Origin of the sequence: Psychrobacter sp. ENNN9_III (genome assembly GCF_001462175.1) — a bacterium.
Lineage (GTDB): Bacteria > Pseudomonadota > Gammaproteobacteria > Pseudomonadales > Moraxellaceae > Psychrobacter.
The window spans coordinates 1-16,129 of sequence record NZ_LNUO01000078.1 but is presented as its reverse complement, the minus strand read 5'-3'; the positions used below and the strand labels follow the sequence as shown (position 1 = coordinate 16,129).

Here is a 16,129-nt window from a genome sequence, read left to right as displayed (position 1 = left end):
CCAAGGTTTTTTTGTTCTGCTTGTTTTGCGACATATAAAGCCACTGCTGCATCGAAACTTGCCGCACCTACAGACTTAAACAAAGTGACTCCATCAGACTTAGTGACCTCTTCTTTTAACGCACCCGTTGCTAACGCTTGCAAATCACCGCTGAGATCATCCCAAGTCCATGTACAATCAGAGTTATCATGCGCTTGGATTAAATCGCCCGCTTCGTGACGGCTACCAGCCAAGTCATCAACGACGACCATGCTACTGCTTGCAACGATGTCGTTACCGATCTCTTTCATTGTTGCTTGATAGGCGCCTACCGCATTGATATGGGCATCGGCTTTAATTTGATCAACACTAAATAAACCTTCAGTCGCCCGTGTTGCAACATTAATGATATCGGCATCACGAACCGCTTCACTCATCTCTTCACAGACCTTGATTTCAACGTCCCACTGGGCATAATCATTAGCAAAACGGGTTTTAAATTGCTCCGCACCTTTATGGTTTCTGTTCCATAAATACACTGTTTTAATGTCAGGGCGTACCGTTAATACAGCGTTTAACTGCTCATAAGCCATACCGCCACAACCAACCACAGCGACACTCTGACAATCAGACTTTGTCATATACTTAGTAGCGATACCTGATAATGCTGCCGTCCTCACCTGAGTTATATAAATGCCATCCATAATGGCTAATATCTCGCCAGTATCATTGTTTGATACGGTAATAATAGCGGTGGTCGTTGGCATATTACGACTAGGATTATCAGGGCAAATAGTGACGAGCTTTACGGCAGTGTACTCTTTTTCACCATTATAGATAGTTGCTGGCATCGATAAATGCGAGCCTGAGCTATGCTTCTTATCCTCACTAAATGTCTCAATGACTAAACGTTCAGGCGCCTTTACCCAATTAGGATGCGCCGCTTGCTGATGTAATAGCTCTTCAATGGCATCAATAGCTGCTTGCATATTGAGATGTTCGGTCACTACTGCTTGGTTTAATAACTGCACTGTGAGCACTCCTTGCTTGTTGAATTTGTAAATTTATAATCGTATTTATTATGGAGTTGTTGTTACTTCCATCTACTCGATACTTATACACGTCTCATCATGCCTTTATCTATCAAATAAGACAATAGGCGTAACGACAACCATCCGATACTGAGTTAAAAATTACCCAGCATGCACTATATTATTAAAAAACTTCAAAATAAAGCTCTGTCTGATTTTCTAGGTAAATTAAAAAATGCGATTTAAGGTAGCTTTTCTAGATTGCTGCGATATATAGCTACTACATCCACCCTAAAACACGTAACATCGCCGCGCCAATCGCCATGCCAAACATTCCAACTACCGTGGTAAAAGCCAAAATATTGGCGGCGAGCACATCGTTACCACCCATTGCTTTTGCCATTACATAACTGGCAGCGGCAGTCGGTGATGCTGCCATCAAAAACAGCACCCCCATATGTACACCCGTCAGCCCAAAGCCCAATCCTACTGTAATAGCGACTACTGGTGCTACAACAATACGGCCGATACTCGCCTGCATGGACAAGCCCGATGGATGCAGCATTGACTTTAAATCGATACTGGCTCCGGCACAAATCAATGCTAATGGCAATGCTACGGCTGCTAGTAAGTCGCCAGTCGTATGAATGACACCAGTAAGTGGCGGCAACATAAGAGCCTTATAAGCAAAGGCAGCTAATAAGGCGATGATTAATGGATTGGTAAATAGCTTTTTAATAATCATAGTGCTGCGACTCGCCCACGTATCATCCATGCTTTTGGACACACGACTAAGAGTAATAACGGCTAAGATGTTAAATAATATCGTCACCACACCCATATAGACTGCACCGACACTTAAGCCACGCTCTCCGTAGGCGTTGGCAACTGTTGCCAGTCCAATAATGGCCATGTTGCTGCGAAATATACCTTGTACGAATACTCCTTGATCCGCTGGACGACTGACAAAACGCTTGGCATAAATCTCTGCACCGATAAATAAGATAAAGGTCACCAAAATACCAGCAACTATCAGCGTGATTTGTTTGCCATAATCAACCTCACTATCGACCACACTAAAAAAAAGCAAACAGGGCAAACAATAGTTAAAGACAAAGTTTGAGGACTGATCAATAAAGGTTTGGCTCGCCTCGCCGCGTCTTTGCATAAAAAAACCCAACCCCATTAAGGCAAGGTTGGGCAGTACAATGGTAATCGCAAAAACAATGGCTTCGATCATAAATAAGCTCGGAACGACAATGTACTCAAAGCTGTATTTTCAAAGCCATGAGCACATACTTGTTATAGGTTAGGTTAAATTATGGATGAGTAAAAGATGTACTGTATCTTTACTTATGATCTGGCTTTTTTACCCACTTACCATCAGCATTTTTTTCGTAGACATTCTCAACAGCTGCCCATGCGGTAGCAAACCAACGTGACTCATCATCATACTGCTCGCTTGCACTATTAAATGCTGCACGAAATATTTCTTGTGCATGTTTGGGTAAGTTGTCTTTTACCGAATCTGGTAGGTCTGATAACTTGTCAAAAGGCATAATTTTACTCCTCGTTTATGTTTGGTTGACGTCATTTCTAGCAATTTTATTTTACCTATTATTTCTTACTAAACCGAAATATAACAGTGCTAAGCTGTTTTTGAATTGTTAAGCGTATAGCCATAAAAAAACCCACAATGTTATTACACTATGGGTTTTATACACACTATCTACGCTTTAATTTACCGTTATCAAAAATGCACACATTAAGAATCTAATGCCGCTTTTACTTTTTTCTGCTTTTTCACAGTCATTGCCAATAGTTGAACGGCAGCAGGAGTCACACCACTCACGCGCCCAGCTTGGGCAAGCGTGGCAGGACGTACTTGCGTGAGCTTTTGTACAATCTCATTTGATAGCCCTGACACGATGCTGTAGTCAAAATCCATTGGCAGCTTAGTATTTTCCAAGCGCTTCATTTGTTCAATTTCTTCGGACTGACGATCAATGTAGCCGGCGTACTTAACCGAGATTTCAATCTGCTCACCCACCTGCGCATCGACTTGCGAATCAGTAATAGCGGCAATATCGGCAAAGTGGATTTGCGGACGTTTCAGCAAATCAAAAGCAGTCGCTTCTTTGCTAAGTATTTCGCCTGTTTGCTCAGTGACTTTTTGTCCCAAAGCATTCGCAGGGGTTGCCCACATATCTTTTAGGCGGGCAGATTCTGTAGCAATGGCTTCCATTTTCTGTTGATACGCCTGCCAGCGCACGTCATCAACCAAGCCAAGCTTACGGCCCGTCTCAGTCAAGCGTTGATCCGCATTGTCTTCACGCAAGAGCAAACGATATTCTGCACGGCTAGTAAACATACGATACGGCTCAGTTGTGCCATGAGTGATAAGATCGTCGACAAGCACGCCAAGATAAGCTTCATCACGGCGCGGTGTCCACGTTTCAAACTCACTATTATTACTAGTGACGAGTGCGGCATTCGTTCCTGCTAGCAAACCCTGCACGCCCGCTTCTTCATAGCCAGTCGTACCGTTGATTTGACCCGCGAAGTACAAACGATCAATAGACTTGGTCTCAAGCGTCGGCTTTAGGTTTTGTGGATCAAAATAATCATATTCAATCGCATAGCCTGGACGGGTAATGTGCGCGTTTTCTAAGCCTTTCATACTATGAATAAACTCTAACTGCACATCAAATGGTAAGCTGGTTGAGATACCATTTGGATACAGCTCATGCGTCGTCAGACCTTCTGGCTCAATAAAGATTTGATGACTGTCTTTATCAGCAAAACGGTGAATCTTATCTTCAATCGATGGGCAGTAACGTGGACCCACGCCTTCAATTTTGCCAGAGAACATCGGTGAGCGATCTAAATTGTCACGGATAATGTCATGGGTACGCGCATTGGTATGCGTAATATAGCAGTTGACCTGTTCAGGATGCATGGATACATCACCCAGGTAGCTCATCACTGGCAACGGTGTATCACCGGGCTGTACCGTCATTACACTAAAGTCAACGCTACGCGCATCGATACGTGCGGGCGTGCCTGTCTTTAAGCGACCTACTGGTAGCTTTAGCTCACGCAAACGGTCTGCCAATTTAATGGACGGTTGATCTCCTGCGCGTCCGCCTTTTGAGTTCTCAAGACCGATGTGAATGACACCTCCCAAGAATGTTCCTGAAGTCAAAACCACAGTTTCGGTCTTAAAGATAATGCCAGTGGATGTGACAACCGCCGTCGCGCGACCATTTTCTACCAAAATATCATCAGCACCTTGCTGAAATAAATCTAGATTAGGCTGGTTCTCAAGTGTCTCACGGATAGCGGCTTTGTACAAAATACGATCTGCCTGCGCACGAGTAGCACGTACAGCAGCACCTTTGCGACTATTCAGTACGCGGAACTGGATACCTGCCTTATCCGTTGCCAATGCCATAGCACCACCTAGCGCATCAATCTCACGCACTAAGTGTGATTTACCAATACCGCCAATCGCCGGATTACAGCTCATCTGACCCAGCGTCTCAATATTGTGCGTCAACAGCAAGGTCTGCGCGCCCATACGTGCGGATGCTAAAGCTGCTTCTGTGCCAGCATGACCGCCACCGATCACTATCACGTCGTAATTTTTCGGGTATTGCATGTATGCCTCACTTGACTCACAACGTCGCTTTTGGCTCACCACATCTTAGTTATAACAAGCAAGCCATGAGCAAATAAACGTCGGTCGAATTAGAAGAAACAACGACCAAAACAAGCCGTTGGTTAGAAAATAGATAACCAGTTATTATAACAATTTTTTGATATTTAAAAAATGCTCAAATAAAAACTATTTAAATTAAAGTACTTTAGAACATATTAATTTTATATCAAATCAACTATATGAAGCATTATTCTATACTGTTACCAGGACTTAACGGTACAATGCGATCTTTTTGGTTACTGTTACCAGGACTTAACGGTACAATGCGATCTTTTTGGTTACTACCCAGCATATGATGGCTACCATAGCCTTCTGGATTAATCTGTAGATAAGCATTCATCTGACCAATAGCATCGCCATCATTACTGGCTAAAACCTGCTCTTTTATCATATCAACGGGTGGCAGTGGCAAGTTTTTGAGTAATGCCAAGCGCTGGTCATTGTCACCTTTATTGACAACCAGCTCAATAAGCTGACGCGCATCGATGGGTAAATCTGGCGTGTTTTGCGCCAATAATGCCAAATGATAAGCGCCAGCAGTGTCTTGATCGGTTACAACGCGCTGCTCGATAGCGACATAAGTCGCTTCTGTGGCACCGCCTGCCACACTGAGCTGATGGATACATTTAAGCGCAGAGTTCGGCTCATTACCTGCCATCTCAATAAGACGTAGAGACTCAGCTTTTAGATGTTCACGGCGCTTCTCGAGGGCAGTTTGCCCAGTCGCTTCTTGTTGCATAGCTGATGCGTCGTTTTTTAATTGGTCGTTCATAAGTATCTCTTATTAACTAAATTGTATTTATCTTAACCACTATATGGGGCTAAAACCGATAAAAACAACAAAGTGCATAGACAACAAAAAACCCGAGCAACTATATAGGTTACTCGGGTTTGCGATGTCAAAAAATACAAATCACTTATACAAAAAGTAGTTTTAGACAATAAAGTAGTCCAAAAAAAAGCGATAAGTCATTAAGCAGCAGGACTATTTGCTTCAACCAACGGCTTTAGCTCACCTGATTGATACATCTCAAGAATAATATCTGACCCGCCCATTAATTCACCATCAATCCATAACTGTGGAAACGTTGGCCAGTTACCAACTTTCGGTAAGGTCGCACGGATTTCTGGATTTTCTAAAATATTAACGAATGCAAACGGGCGACCAATTTGGGTCAATACTTCGATAGAGCGCGCAGAAAATCCGCACTGCGGAAACTGCGGTGTACCTTTCATATATAGAAGAACTTTATTTTCTTTGATTTGATCACGAATCAGTTGTTCAACATCATTTGCAGCGGTATTTGGGGTTTGCTCACTCATAAAAGCTCCTATTGATAAAGCAGTTCATTGAAATTAAAAAGGCTGTGCTAATTAATAATTAGGTAAAGATATGGTAGATACATGGGGCAACCAGCACAGTATTGCAAGCAGAATATAATTTGGTTCGGCCAATCACTGTTAGAATAACGCTACCTAGGCTTGACAGTATTAGGGACCAATAATACCACGGCACTGGCCATAATGCCCTCTTGCCGACCGGTAAAACCGAGTTTTTCTGTGGTTGTGGCTTTAATGCTGACATTGTTGATGGCAGTTTGCAAATCACTAGCGATATTTTCGCGCATAGCCAAACTATGTGGGGCAAGTTTTGGGCGCTCACACATCACCGTAATGTCAGCGTTACCGAGCGTGTAGCCTGCTCCTTGTACCTTGTTATAGACATAGCGTAGCAATACCCGAGAGTCCAGACCAGCATGGGCTGCGTCAGTATCAGGAAAGTGCTGACCGATGTCGCCAAGCGCTAATGCACCTAATAGCGCGTCCGCAAGCGCATGTAGTACCACATCACCATCTGAGTGCGCAAGTAGACTATGGCTGTGCTCGATAGGCACACCCGCTAGCATGACATATTGCTGCTGTTGACCATTGTTATGAAACGCATGGACATCAATACCTTGACCAATTTTTATCATTGTTATCCCAAAATAAGCGTGATTAAAATAATTTAAAACTACTATATGAATTTTCCAAGCAGTAAGATGCCATAGCTCGCCACCAGTTTCAATTAGCTGGTATAATATAGTCCTTATTTTATCATCATACCTACTCTAAAAATAAACCAAATCCAAAAGATGAGATATCCTGCCAACTTACTAAGCCTATTAACTTTAGTAGTTGTCTTAATTCAGTAGTATTTCAAACTTTGGACAAGGTATAAAAAGTTGAGCCGTCCTATGTCTGTCATGTCAAATACATCAACCCTATCAACTTCTGATTCTTTTAGCATCCAGCGCCCCTTGACGCTCGCTGATATCGACAACCCCAGCACCAAGCATGTGATCGTTGGCATGTCAGGTGGTGTCGATTCTTCTGTGTCAGCCGTCCTACTCCAGCAAGCAGGTTTTAAGGTAGAAGGTCTTTTCATGAAGAACTGGGAAGAGGATGATGGCACCGAATACTGCACTGCCATGGACGACTTAGCCGACGCACAAGCAGTGTGTGACAAAATCGGTATTAAGTTGCACACGGCCAACTTTGCCATGGAATACTGGGACCGCGTGTTTGAGCATTTTTTAGCGGAATATAAAGCGGGGCGCACGCCTAATCCTGACATTTTATGCAATAAAGAGATCAAATTTAAAGCATTTTTAGACTATGCCTTGACTCTTGGTGCTGATTATATTGCAACAGGTCACTATACCCGTCGCAGCGTCAACTACAAAAATAGCGATGGCATGCTAGTTGCACAGCTACTGCGTGGCCTTGACAACAATAAAGACCAAAGCTACTTCTTACATGCAGTTGGCGGCGACAAAATTGCCAAGACCTTGTTCCCCGTGGGTGAGCTTGAAAAACCAGCCGTACGTCAGATCGCTGAAGAGCATGATCTTGTTACCGCTAAAAAGAAGGACTCAACTGGCATTTGCTTTATTGGTGAGCGCCGTTTTAAGGACTTTTTACAGCAATACTTGCCTGCGCAAAAAGGCGACATCATTACTGACGACGGACACATCATTGGTACTCACGATGGATTGATGTACTACACGTTAGGTCAGCGTGGTGGCATCGGTATTGGCGGCGTCAAAGACCGTCCTGAAGAGCCTTGGTTTGTGCTCGCAAAAGACTTGGACAAAAACCGTCTTATCGTCGGTCAAGGTCACGCGCATCCGATGCTCATGAGTAATGAGCTGCAAGCTTACAAGCTCGACTGGATTGATGGTCTACCGCCTGCAGATATATTTAGCACCGAAGGATTACGCTGCATGGCAAAATCTCGCTATCGTCAGCCAGATCAAGCTTGTCATGTATTTGCCACAAACTCAGACGGCAGTGAAGTACGAGCCGTATTTGATGAGCCGCAGCGCGCGGTGACGCCAGGTCAGTCAGCCGTGTTTTATATCGATGAGGTATGTCTTGGTGGCGGGGTGATTGCCTCTATTGACGCACCGTGCGGGCTTTAATTATTTTCTACCAATACTTATTAGTAGCTTACATTATGAATAGCTAAAAAATAATAGTTCAAAAATGGTAGCTTGCAAATTTCCAATTATATTAGTTATATCAGTTACACTTATAGGATACTTCATGACTGGCCGCTTTATACCTGTTTTGAACACTGTAAAATCATATTCAACATTCAAAAGTCAGATCATTGCTTTTTTCGTTATTACCACCCCGATATTTGCTCAAGCCATTCCTACAAATTTCGGAACATTTATTCGCGACACAAATACAATCGCAGGTAGTATTGCATCAGGCACTTACCGAACAGCAGAAAATGCCACGGGTAAGTTTAAGGTCACCGCAGGGGCAGCTAATGGTTACAATGGCGCAAGTGTCAGAGTTGGTGACAATGGTATTGAAATCAAAAATGAGGCCAATGCTGGCAATGACAGAGATAAGTTTACTCATACGATAATTATTACGCCTGATGACATCACTTCTTTACATACTATAAAAATTGGCCAAACCAGCTATACCACAGGTGGTAACTCTGAGATTGCTCGTCAAACCTTGAGCTTTACTCAAAACTCTCAGATCAATCTGCCTGTAGAAGCGACGGTTAGAAAAAACCCCGACGTTGGCTATTTTTTTGGCGCCATGGGTGATTACTTTATGGGTAAAAGGATATCGCGCGATAGCTTTAGCTCTAATAATGCGACTAGTCAGCCGCAGCTACGTGTTGATAGCTTCAGTGATGGCAACAATGACCTTTACTATTATAGCTTAACAGCACTAAACGGTACTGGTAATAGTAGCTCATTTACGCCAAGCACTAATAATAGCGGTGAAGTGAGCTTTGGCGCGCAAAAAAGAGGTACATTACCTCCAACTCCTACTTTTGAAAATATTTTAAAAGACAGCTCCACCAACCCTAATAATAGAAATTCATACTCTCCTCTAAACACTAATACTCTTATCCCTAATAACAGTAGCTACGTAAGCTATGGTATCGAAAACTCAAAAAGCAATTATGTGATTGCAGTCAGAAATGCAGAATCGGTAACTTTAACCTACCAAGGCATTATGAAAGGCAACAGTGCTATCGAAGCTGATGTGGTTGGAGAGACATATAATGAATGGATCAGCTTTGGTATAGAAAGCACTCCTTATTACTATGTCTTTTCTGGTACTGTATTTGATGACAATGGTGGTATTACTACTGCAGAGGCAGATGCTAGTAACGCAAACATAACGAGCGGCGCCTACAGCAATAAACCCAATTATTTTAATGGGCTATTTAACAGTGCTTCTGAATCTGGTATTGCCGGTAGCACAGTCAAAATAGTCAATAGCTGTGATAATCCAACCATCACATATGCCGCACAATCTGTAAAATCCTCTGGTAGCGATATTGGTACATACCAGCTTAAAGTCCCTATAACTGACCTTGGTAGTCAAGCTAGCGTTTGTCTATTAGAAGAAAGAAGCGGTACTACTTACCCTATTCGTACGACGACTAATAAAAAGGCTATTACGTTAGAGAATGCGAAATATGAGTATCAAAATAATAACTTTGGTAGAGTTATTGATCAAAACGTAGCTTTAGTGCTAGAAAAAGAACAGGCTGCTAATGACTGCAAAGTGACTGATATTACCAGTCTCACTTATAGCAAAGACCCCCTTTCTAGCTCAGAGACTGGCGCAGGCGCAGATATTAAGCCTGGGAATTGCATTGCTTATAAGATTACTGCGACCAACCGTGCCAATATCGATATTAACAACTTCGTCATGCGCGACATTCTCCAAAAAAAAGGCGACAACAATGCCGCAGTAACGTCGAAACTCGCTAATCCTAGTTATCAGGCAAGTGATTATGCGAGCGATAGTGTGCCGATTGGAGAAAACGGAACGGTGAAAACAGTACCTTTAAGTTTAAGTGCCAGAACTCATCGTAGTTTTTACTTTAATACTCAGTATGGGACAACGCAATCAGATACTGTCGATGCACCCTAAATATGAAAATACACCTTAAATATAAAGTTATATGAATAGACGGGTTTTTTACATTCGCATTTCTGCTATATTACGCGCAACTATTTTTACCCCGTGCTTATATAGCGATTTTTAGTCGCTATACCTTTGCAATTTTTATCTCATAACTATCGAGGCATCACTATGACTCCACTTACCGCACTCTCCCCAATCGACGGTCGTTACGCATCCAAAGCCGACAGCCTGCGTCCTTATTTGTCTGAATTTGGCTTGATTAAAGCGCGTGTCACCGTTGAGATTCGCTGGTTGCAGTCATTGGCAGACAACAGCGCGATTGGCGAATTAGTAGCGTTTGATGCCGGCACCCATGCCTTTTTAAACAGTATCGTTGATGATTTTAGTGAAAGCGACGCTCAGGCTATCAAAGATATCGAAGCGACGACCAATCACGACGTCAAAGCCGTTGAGTACTTTATCAAAGATCGCTTTCGCGGCAATCAGCAGCTAGAAGACAGCTTGGAGTTTATTCACTTTGCGTGTACCAGTGAGGACATTAACAACTTATCGTACGCATTGATGCTCAAAGACAGCCGCAAGCTTGTGGTTGCAAAAATGCAGCAAGTGACTGACAGTATCGCCGACCTAGCCATTGCGCACGCCGATCAGCCAATGCTCTCACGTACTCACGGTCAAACTGCCAGCCCAACGACGCTAGGTAAAGAGATGGCAAACGTGGCTTATCGCCTTGCCCGCCAAATCAAACAAATCGGTGAAGTTGAGCTGTTAGGTAAAATAAATGGCGCGGTCGGTAACTATAACGCGCATTTATCAGCCTACCCTGATGTGGACTGGGCTAAGCATGCAGAGCAATTCATCAATGAGCGTCTTGAGCTGACCTTTAACCCTTATACGACGCAAATCGAGCCACATGACTATATTGCCGAATTATTTGATGCTGTAAAGCGTTTTAATACGGTATTGATCGATTTTAACCGTGATGTTTGGCAATATATTAGCTTAGGCTATTTTAAGCAGCGCCTAAAAGATGGTGAAGTCGGCTCATCAACCATGCCACATAAAGTCAACCCCATTGATTTTGAAAACTCAGAAGGTAACTTGGGCGTGGCCAATGCCATGCTCGCACATTTGGGCGAAAAGCTACCGATTTCACGTATGCAGCGCGATTTATCAGACTCTACGGTACTACGTAATATCGGTGTTGGTCTGGCGCAAAGCATGATTGCGTTTGATGCTTGCCTAAAAGGTGTGGGCAAATTAGAAGTCAATCCACAGCGCTTAAATGATGACCTTGACCAAGCACAAGAAGTATTGGCAGAGCCGATTCAAACGGTCATGCGTCGCTACCGCGTCGAAAACCCGTATGAGAAATTAAAAGCCTTAACTCGTGGCAATGCCATGACACGCGAAGCGATGCTCACTTTCGTAGACAGTGACGAGTTGTCCGCTGTGTCTGATAGTGACAAAGCACGTCTACGCGAGCTTACGCCAGCGACTTATACTGGTAACGCTGCTGAGCAAGCACGTGCTATCAAAGACTGGATGGCAAAGCTATAAAGTTTGCTAAGGTGAATTTAAGACCTTAAAACAATAGAAATGAGGCGCAAATACCTCATTTCTATCTGGTCAAACCAACTGTATATTCACCTGAATCTATAAATAAACAACAACCTTACTTTGAATGCTATGATTGTCTTAAAAACTCATAGGTGATAAGTAAGGTTTTATTTTTTATCCTTTTTATCATCATCGTCGTCACTGTCGCCTGGTATGATGGCTTTGCCGACTGCGACCGTGCCTTTGACCACGCCTTTGGTGGTTTTATACGCAACTTTAGCAGGTACCGTTACTATCTTATGTACACAAGCTTGAAGTAAAAATACGCTTGCGATAATGACGATAAATTGTAATTTTTTCATAAATGTCCTACGATTAAAGGGATGTTCTGACAGCAGTCACTAGTACTGTAATGCTCGCTACCAGATAAGCGATAATCATAAACTATTAAAACCGTCCTATAAAGTACTCCTCACTATTAATCTTATACCCATTTTTAAATATGGATTTACCGATGACCTCAATTCCCCTTTGTTTACCTGACTCAATGACGCCTGAACAATTCTTAAGCGAATACTGGCAAAAAAAACCACTCTTGATTAAGCAAGGTCTACCGCAGCTGATCGGTATGTTCGAGCCAGAAGATATGCTCGGTCTTGCTTTGGAAGAAGATGCTTCAGCACGCCTGCTTACTCAAGCTACGACTAAGCAAGAAGGCGAAGCGCAGTGGCAACTCAAAAAAAGCCCGCTGTCTGAAGTTGATTTTGTTCATTTACCAACGCAGTGGACCGTACTGGTACAGAATATGGAACAGTGGTCACCTGAGCTTGGACAGTTATGGCAGGCATTTGACTTTATTCCGCAGTGGCAGCGCGACGATATTATGGTCTCATACGCGCCTGCAGGCGGCTCAGTCGGTAAGCACTATGATGATTATGATGTGTTTTTGGCGCAAGGGTTTGGATCGCGCCGCTGGCAGCTTGGTAAGTTTTGTGATAAAGACACTGAGTTTGTCGCAGATGAGCCGATTCGGGTCTTTGATGATATGGGCGAGATCATCTTTGATGAGGTATTAGAAGCGGGCGATGTGCTTTATGTACCGCCAAAACTCTCACACTTTGGGGTAGCACAAGATGACTGCCTGACGTTTTCATTTGGCTGTCGGCGTCCCAATCTTATGCAAATCATCGACAGCATGGCCGATATCGCGACCAACGACAGTGATTTGTTTGTTCCAATGCTGCTACCGCAAGCACTGCAAGCCTCGGGTGAGTTGCAAGCAGATAGTATTGATGCGATTAAAAACCAGCTCTTACAAATGCTGCAATCTGAGCGCGGTGATAATATTATCCGTCAAGCCGTGTCTGAGGTCGTGAGCAAACGTCAATATGATGCGCTGGTCCCAGAGGAGACATTGGAGACTGACGAGCTAATGCAAGCATTATCTGATGGAGCAACACTGCAGGCAGATTATAGTAATCGCCTACTCTATAGCCAAAATGACAATGACATCACATTATATGCCAATGGTCAACGCCTTGATGGCATCGATGAGGCGGCAGCGGTGGTACTAATACGGTTGGCAAATGGCGAGCATCTACTTTATCAAGATGTTGCAGATGTCGATCCAGACGAGTTAAGCGAATGGCTTGAGAATGGCTGGGTTTGGCTTGATTATCCAGAGTAGCCTTTAAGGAGACTGTACAAACAACTGACTGTTACAACATCAGCATTATATAAAAAAACCGATACCTGAACCTTCAGATATCGGTTTTTTTGTTACCTCACATATTATTAAATCAAGAAAAAGTATGCCCATAGACCGATCACAAAGGTAGCAATAACATTTAATATCACACCTGTACGGATCATCTCTGATTGTTTTATCAGACCAGTACCAAAGACGATCGCATTCGGCGGCGTCGCTACTGGCAGCATAAAGGCACACGAAGCACCAATACCAATGACCAACACCAGCACTTCATGTGGCAAGCCCATCTGCTCAGCGATAGCAGCGAATACTGGCACCAATAGAGCGGCAGATGCTGTGTTAGATGCAAACTCTGTTAAGAAAATAATGAACGCTGAAATCGCAATCATCACTAAAATAATAGGCGCCGTGGATAAAGCGTTAGCGACTGTCTCACCAAGTACTAGCGATGCGCCAGAGACTTTTAATACTGTCGATAACGCAATACCGCCACCGAATAGCATGAGTACGCCCCAGTCAGTATTATCTGATACTTGTTTCCAAGATACCAAGCCCAAACTAACCACCGCTGCAGCTGCGGACAAGGCAATGATAGCATCAGTGTCGGCAATATCGAGTGCGGCGCCAATTTTTTTGGAAAATATCCAGCTAAGTGCTGTTATGATAAAGACAATAATAGTCAATACACGTGGTTTGTTCCATTTAATAGGTGCCTCTTGTGCAACCGTAACTTTACGGTTTAGATTAGGTTTGAGTACAAAGTACATAGCACCTAACAGTAATGGCAATAGCACCAACATCATCGGTACGCCAAACTTCATCCAATCAACAAAAGCAATGTCCAAAGCTTTTGCAGCGATGGCGTTAGGCGGTGAGCCAACGATAGTACCTAAGCCGCCCAAACTGGCAGAATAAGCGATACCCAATAATACAAACACAAAGGTACCACGATCTTTTTCACGATCGACCTGCGTTAAAATACCAAGAGCCAATGGCAACATCATCGCTGCCGTTGCTGTATTCGATATCCACATTGATAAAAATGCGGTCACACCGAATATTAAAAAGACCGCGGTGCCAAGATTACCACCAGACATTGATAGTATCTTAAGGGCAATTTTTTTGTCCAATTGCTGGACATGTAGAGCTGCCGCTAAAGCAAAACCACCAAAGAATAGATAGATAATCGGACTTGCAAAGCTTTGCAACCCTATCTTGGCATCAAATTCAGGTATGCCGATTAATGCGCCTACCACCACCACTAAAAGAGCAGTAATCGTTACATGTACCGCTTCGGTTAGCCATAATACGCCGATAAAAAACAGCATGGCGAGGCCTTTATTAGCATTTATATCAAACGGTAATACGTTGTATATAATCATACTAATAATCGCAGCAACGGCGACCACTATCAGCCCTTTTCCAGTACCTTTTGGAAAGGTATCGGTAAATAAATACTCGTTGCCATCATCCGGAAGATGGCTGTCTAGTTTTTGCTCTGACATAGAGTGTCCTTATTGCGCCCAGAGACATTATTGAAAGTTGTAAAAATAAAAGCGTACTTTGATAGCTGGTTACATTTTTGTAGCACCGCTAAAAATACGTGGCTATCATAACAGAGTTTGGTCTGACAGTATTTTTCTTATGATTATAAAAATCTTTGTCTGTAAGATACATTGATTACTTTTTTGACTACCAATAATCTTTATATCTTTCCCTTATTTAGCGTTACACATCGTCACCAAATTGGTTCAGTCTAACGCTGTACAAGCAATCAAAGATTACTCATACTAAATGAGTAGATTAATATGACTCATATACATATAAATGATATAAATTAAGTGATATTAGTAACTTTTATAAAATGTCATCGTAGTATTGATAGTTGTACTACAAGACATTAAGGCAATCAGGAGTATCCCATGGCCAATCGTGAAAAAGCCGACGCAACCACTAAAATGGCACCAAAAGATATCAATCAAGATGGTCTTGATAAAGAAGATCAGCAGCGTACTGATGATTGCGCGCTTGATATGATGCAAGGTTTGCATGAGCATGAAGATCATGAAGAAGACAAAGAACAATAAGAGCTGAGTCTGTAATTTTTATAGCGACCTTATTTCATTTATAAGCATAGACAATGGCGTCTATCGATTGATTCGGTAGACGCCTTTATTATATCGAGTCTCTCCTTTCGGGCAGACGATCCGAAGCACGGTTATAGACAATTGCAGCTATCAAAACAATACTTATCGGTAATAATAGCGCACCATAACCAACGCTAGCATATAACAATGCTCCTACAACGCTGCCACCACAAAAGCAATACCAAATGATGGCCTGAAACCCTAGCGTAGGCTTGCTAATTGATCGTCCCGCTAGCCAGTTGCCAATCGCTGCCCCCATATCTGATGTCAAGCCTGTCAAATGTGTGGTACGAATGACGGCGCCACTATAAGTCGCTACCATCGCGTTTTGTAATCCACAAGCCATTGCCGCAGTCAACTGCCCTAAATAATCATGCTGTTGGTATAACCAGTAACTAAGTAATAGTAACGCCGCTTCAATATATAGGGCACGCCCATAACGTCTACCTAATTTCAAAGAAGTCTGACCAATCACGAAACCGCTCAGTATTGCGCCTGCCAAAAAGGACAGTAATAGCGCACCAAT

General features: G+C 43.0%; 15 protein-coding genes. 5 read left to right on the top strand and 10 right to left on the bottom strand.

Annotated features, from left to right (window positions below):
• The 7 genes from PENNN9_RS05190 to ispF all read right to left on the bottom strand — a co-directional run.
• Positions 1 to 1,010: ornithine cyclodeaminase family protein (locus PENNN9_RS05190; RefSeq protein ID WP_058368660.1), on the bottom strand; the 1,010-nt coding region annotated here is incomplete at its 3' end.
• Positions 1,011 to 1,290: 280 nt separating this feature from the next.
• Entirely contained in the window at positions 1,291 to 2,250 is a 960-nt protein-coding gene (locus tag PENNN9_RS05185) for an AEC family transporter (RefSeq protein ID WP_058368659.1), read from the bottom strand.
• Between the two features lie 109 nt (positions 2,251 to 2,359).
• The gene (locus PENNN9_RS05180; protein ID WP_058368658.1) at positions 2,360 to 2,569 is read right to left on the bottom strand and encodes a ChaB family protein; all 210 of its coding nucleotides are present in this window, start codon (positions 2,567 to 2,569) and stop codon (positions 2,360 to 2,362) included.
• A gap of 206 nt (positions 2,570 to 2,775) precedes the next feature.
• Complete coding sequence (gene mnmG / locus PENNN9_RS05175; RefSeq protein WP_058368657.1) at positions 2,776 to 4,671, bottom strand: tRNA uridine-5-carboxymethylaminomethyl(34) synthesis enzyme MnmG; 1,896 nt, start codon at positions 4,669 to 4,671, stop codon at positions 2,776 to 2,778.
• Positions 4,672 to 4,918: 247 nt separating this feature from the next.
• Complete coding sequence (locus tag PENNN9_RS05170; RefSeq protein WP_058368656.1) at positions 4,919 to 5,503, bottom strand: hypothetical protein; 585 nt, start codon at positions 5,501 to 5,503, stop codon at positions 4,919 to 4,921.
• A gap of 200 nt (positions 5,504 to 5,703) precedes the next feature.
• Positions 5,704 to 6,054, bottom strand: coding sequence for a Grx4 family monothiol glutaredoxin (grxD, locus tag PENNN9_RS05165; RefSeq protein WP_058368655.1), 351 nt, complete (start codon positions 6,052 to 6,054; stop codon positions 5,704 to 5,706).
• A gap of 149 nt (positions 6,055 to 6,203) precedes the next feature.
• Positions 6,204 to 6,707, bottom strand: coding sequence for a 2-C-methyl-D-erythritol 2,4-cyclodiphosphate synthase (gene ispF, locus PENNN9_RS05160; RefSeq protein ID WP_058368654.1), 504 nt, complete (start codon positions 6,705 to 6,707; stop codon positions 6,204 to 6,206).
• A gap of 270 nt (positions 6,708 to 6,977) precedes the next feature.
• Here ispF and mnmA point away from each other — a divergent pair, with 270 nt between their 5' ends.
• The 3 genes from mnmA (at position 6,978) to purB (ending at position 11,745) form a co-directional block, all read left to right on the top strand.
• Positions 6,978 to 8,195 carry a tRNA 2-thiouridine(34) synthase MnmA gene (gene mnmA / locus PENNN9_RS05155; protein ID WP_413771738.1) on the top strand — a complete coding sequence of 406 codons (1,218 nt, stop codon included), beginning with the start codon at positions 6,978 to 6,980 and terminating at the stop codon, positions 8,193 to 8,195.
• 124 nt (positions 8,196 to 8,319) lie between these two features.
• Positions 8,320 to 10,191 carry a hypothetical protein gene (locus PENNN9_RS05150; protein ID WP_058368653.1) on the top strand — a complete coding sequence of 624 codons (1,872 nt, stop codon included), beginning with the start codon at positions 8,320 to 8,322 and terminating at the stop codon, positions 10,189 to 10,191.
• Between the two features lie 162 nt (positions 10,192 to 10,353).
• Complete coding sequence (purB, locus tag PENNN9_RS05145) at positions 10,354 to 11,745, top strand: adenylosuccinate lyase (RefSeq protein WP_058368652.1); 1,392 nt, start codon at positions 10,354 to 10,356, stop codon at positions 11,743 to 11,745.
• A 167-nt stretch (positions 11,746 to 11,912) separates the two neighbouring features.
• Here purB and PENNN9_RS05140 read toward each other — a convergent pair whose 3' ends face one another.
• Complete coding sequence (locus tag PENNN9_RS05140) at positions 11,913 to 12,107, bottom strand: NF038104 family lipoprotein (protein ID WP_058368651.1); 195 nt, start codon at positions 12,105 to 12,107, stop codon at positions 11,913 to 11,915.
• 152 nt (positions 12,108 to 12,259) lie between these two features.
• Here PENNN9_RS05140 and PENNN9_RS05135 point away from each other — a divergent pair, with 152 nt between their 5' ends.
• Positions 12,260 to 13,432, top strand: coding sequence for a cupin domain-containing protein (locus PENNN9_RS05135; RefSeq protein WP_058368650.1), 1,173 nt, complete (start codon positions 12,260 to 12,262; stop codon positions 13,430 to 13,432).
• A gap of 107 nt (positions 13,433 to 13,539) precedes the next feature.
• On the opposite strand, the gene PENNN9_RS05130 is transcribed toward PENNN9_RS05135, so the two are convergent.
• Positions 13,540 to 14,961 (bottom strand): SLC13 family permease, encoded by a 1,422-nt coding sequence (locus PENNN9_RS05130; RefSeq protein WP_058368649.1) that lies wholly within the window; start codon positions 14,959 to 14,961, stop codon positions 13,540 to 13,542.
• 417 nt (positions 14,962 to 15,378) lie between these two features.
• On the opposite strand from PENNN9_RS05130, the gene PENNN9_RS12790 reads away from it, so the two are divergent.
• On the top strand, positions 15,379 to 15,543 hold the full coding sequence (locus PENNN9_RS12790) for a hypothetical protein (RefSeq protein ID WP_178379358.1): 165 nt from the start codon (positions 15,379 to 15,381) through the stop codon (positions 15,541 to 15,543).
• Positions 15,544 to 15,631: 88 nt separating this feature from the next.
• Here the strand turns inward: PENNN9_RS12790 and PENNN9_RS05125 are convergent.
• The coding region (locus tag PENNN9_RS05125; RefSeq protein ID WP_058368648.1) for a YoaK family protein at positions 15,632 to 16,129 on the bottom strand (498 nt) is incomplete at its 5' end.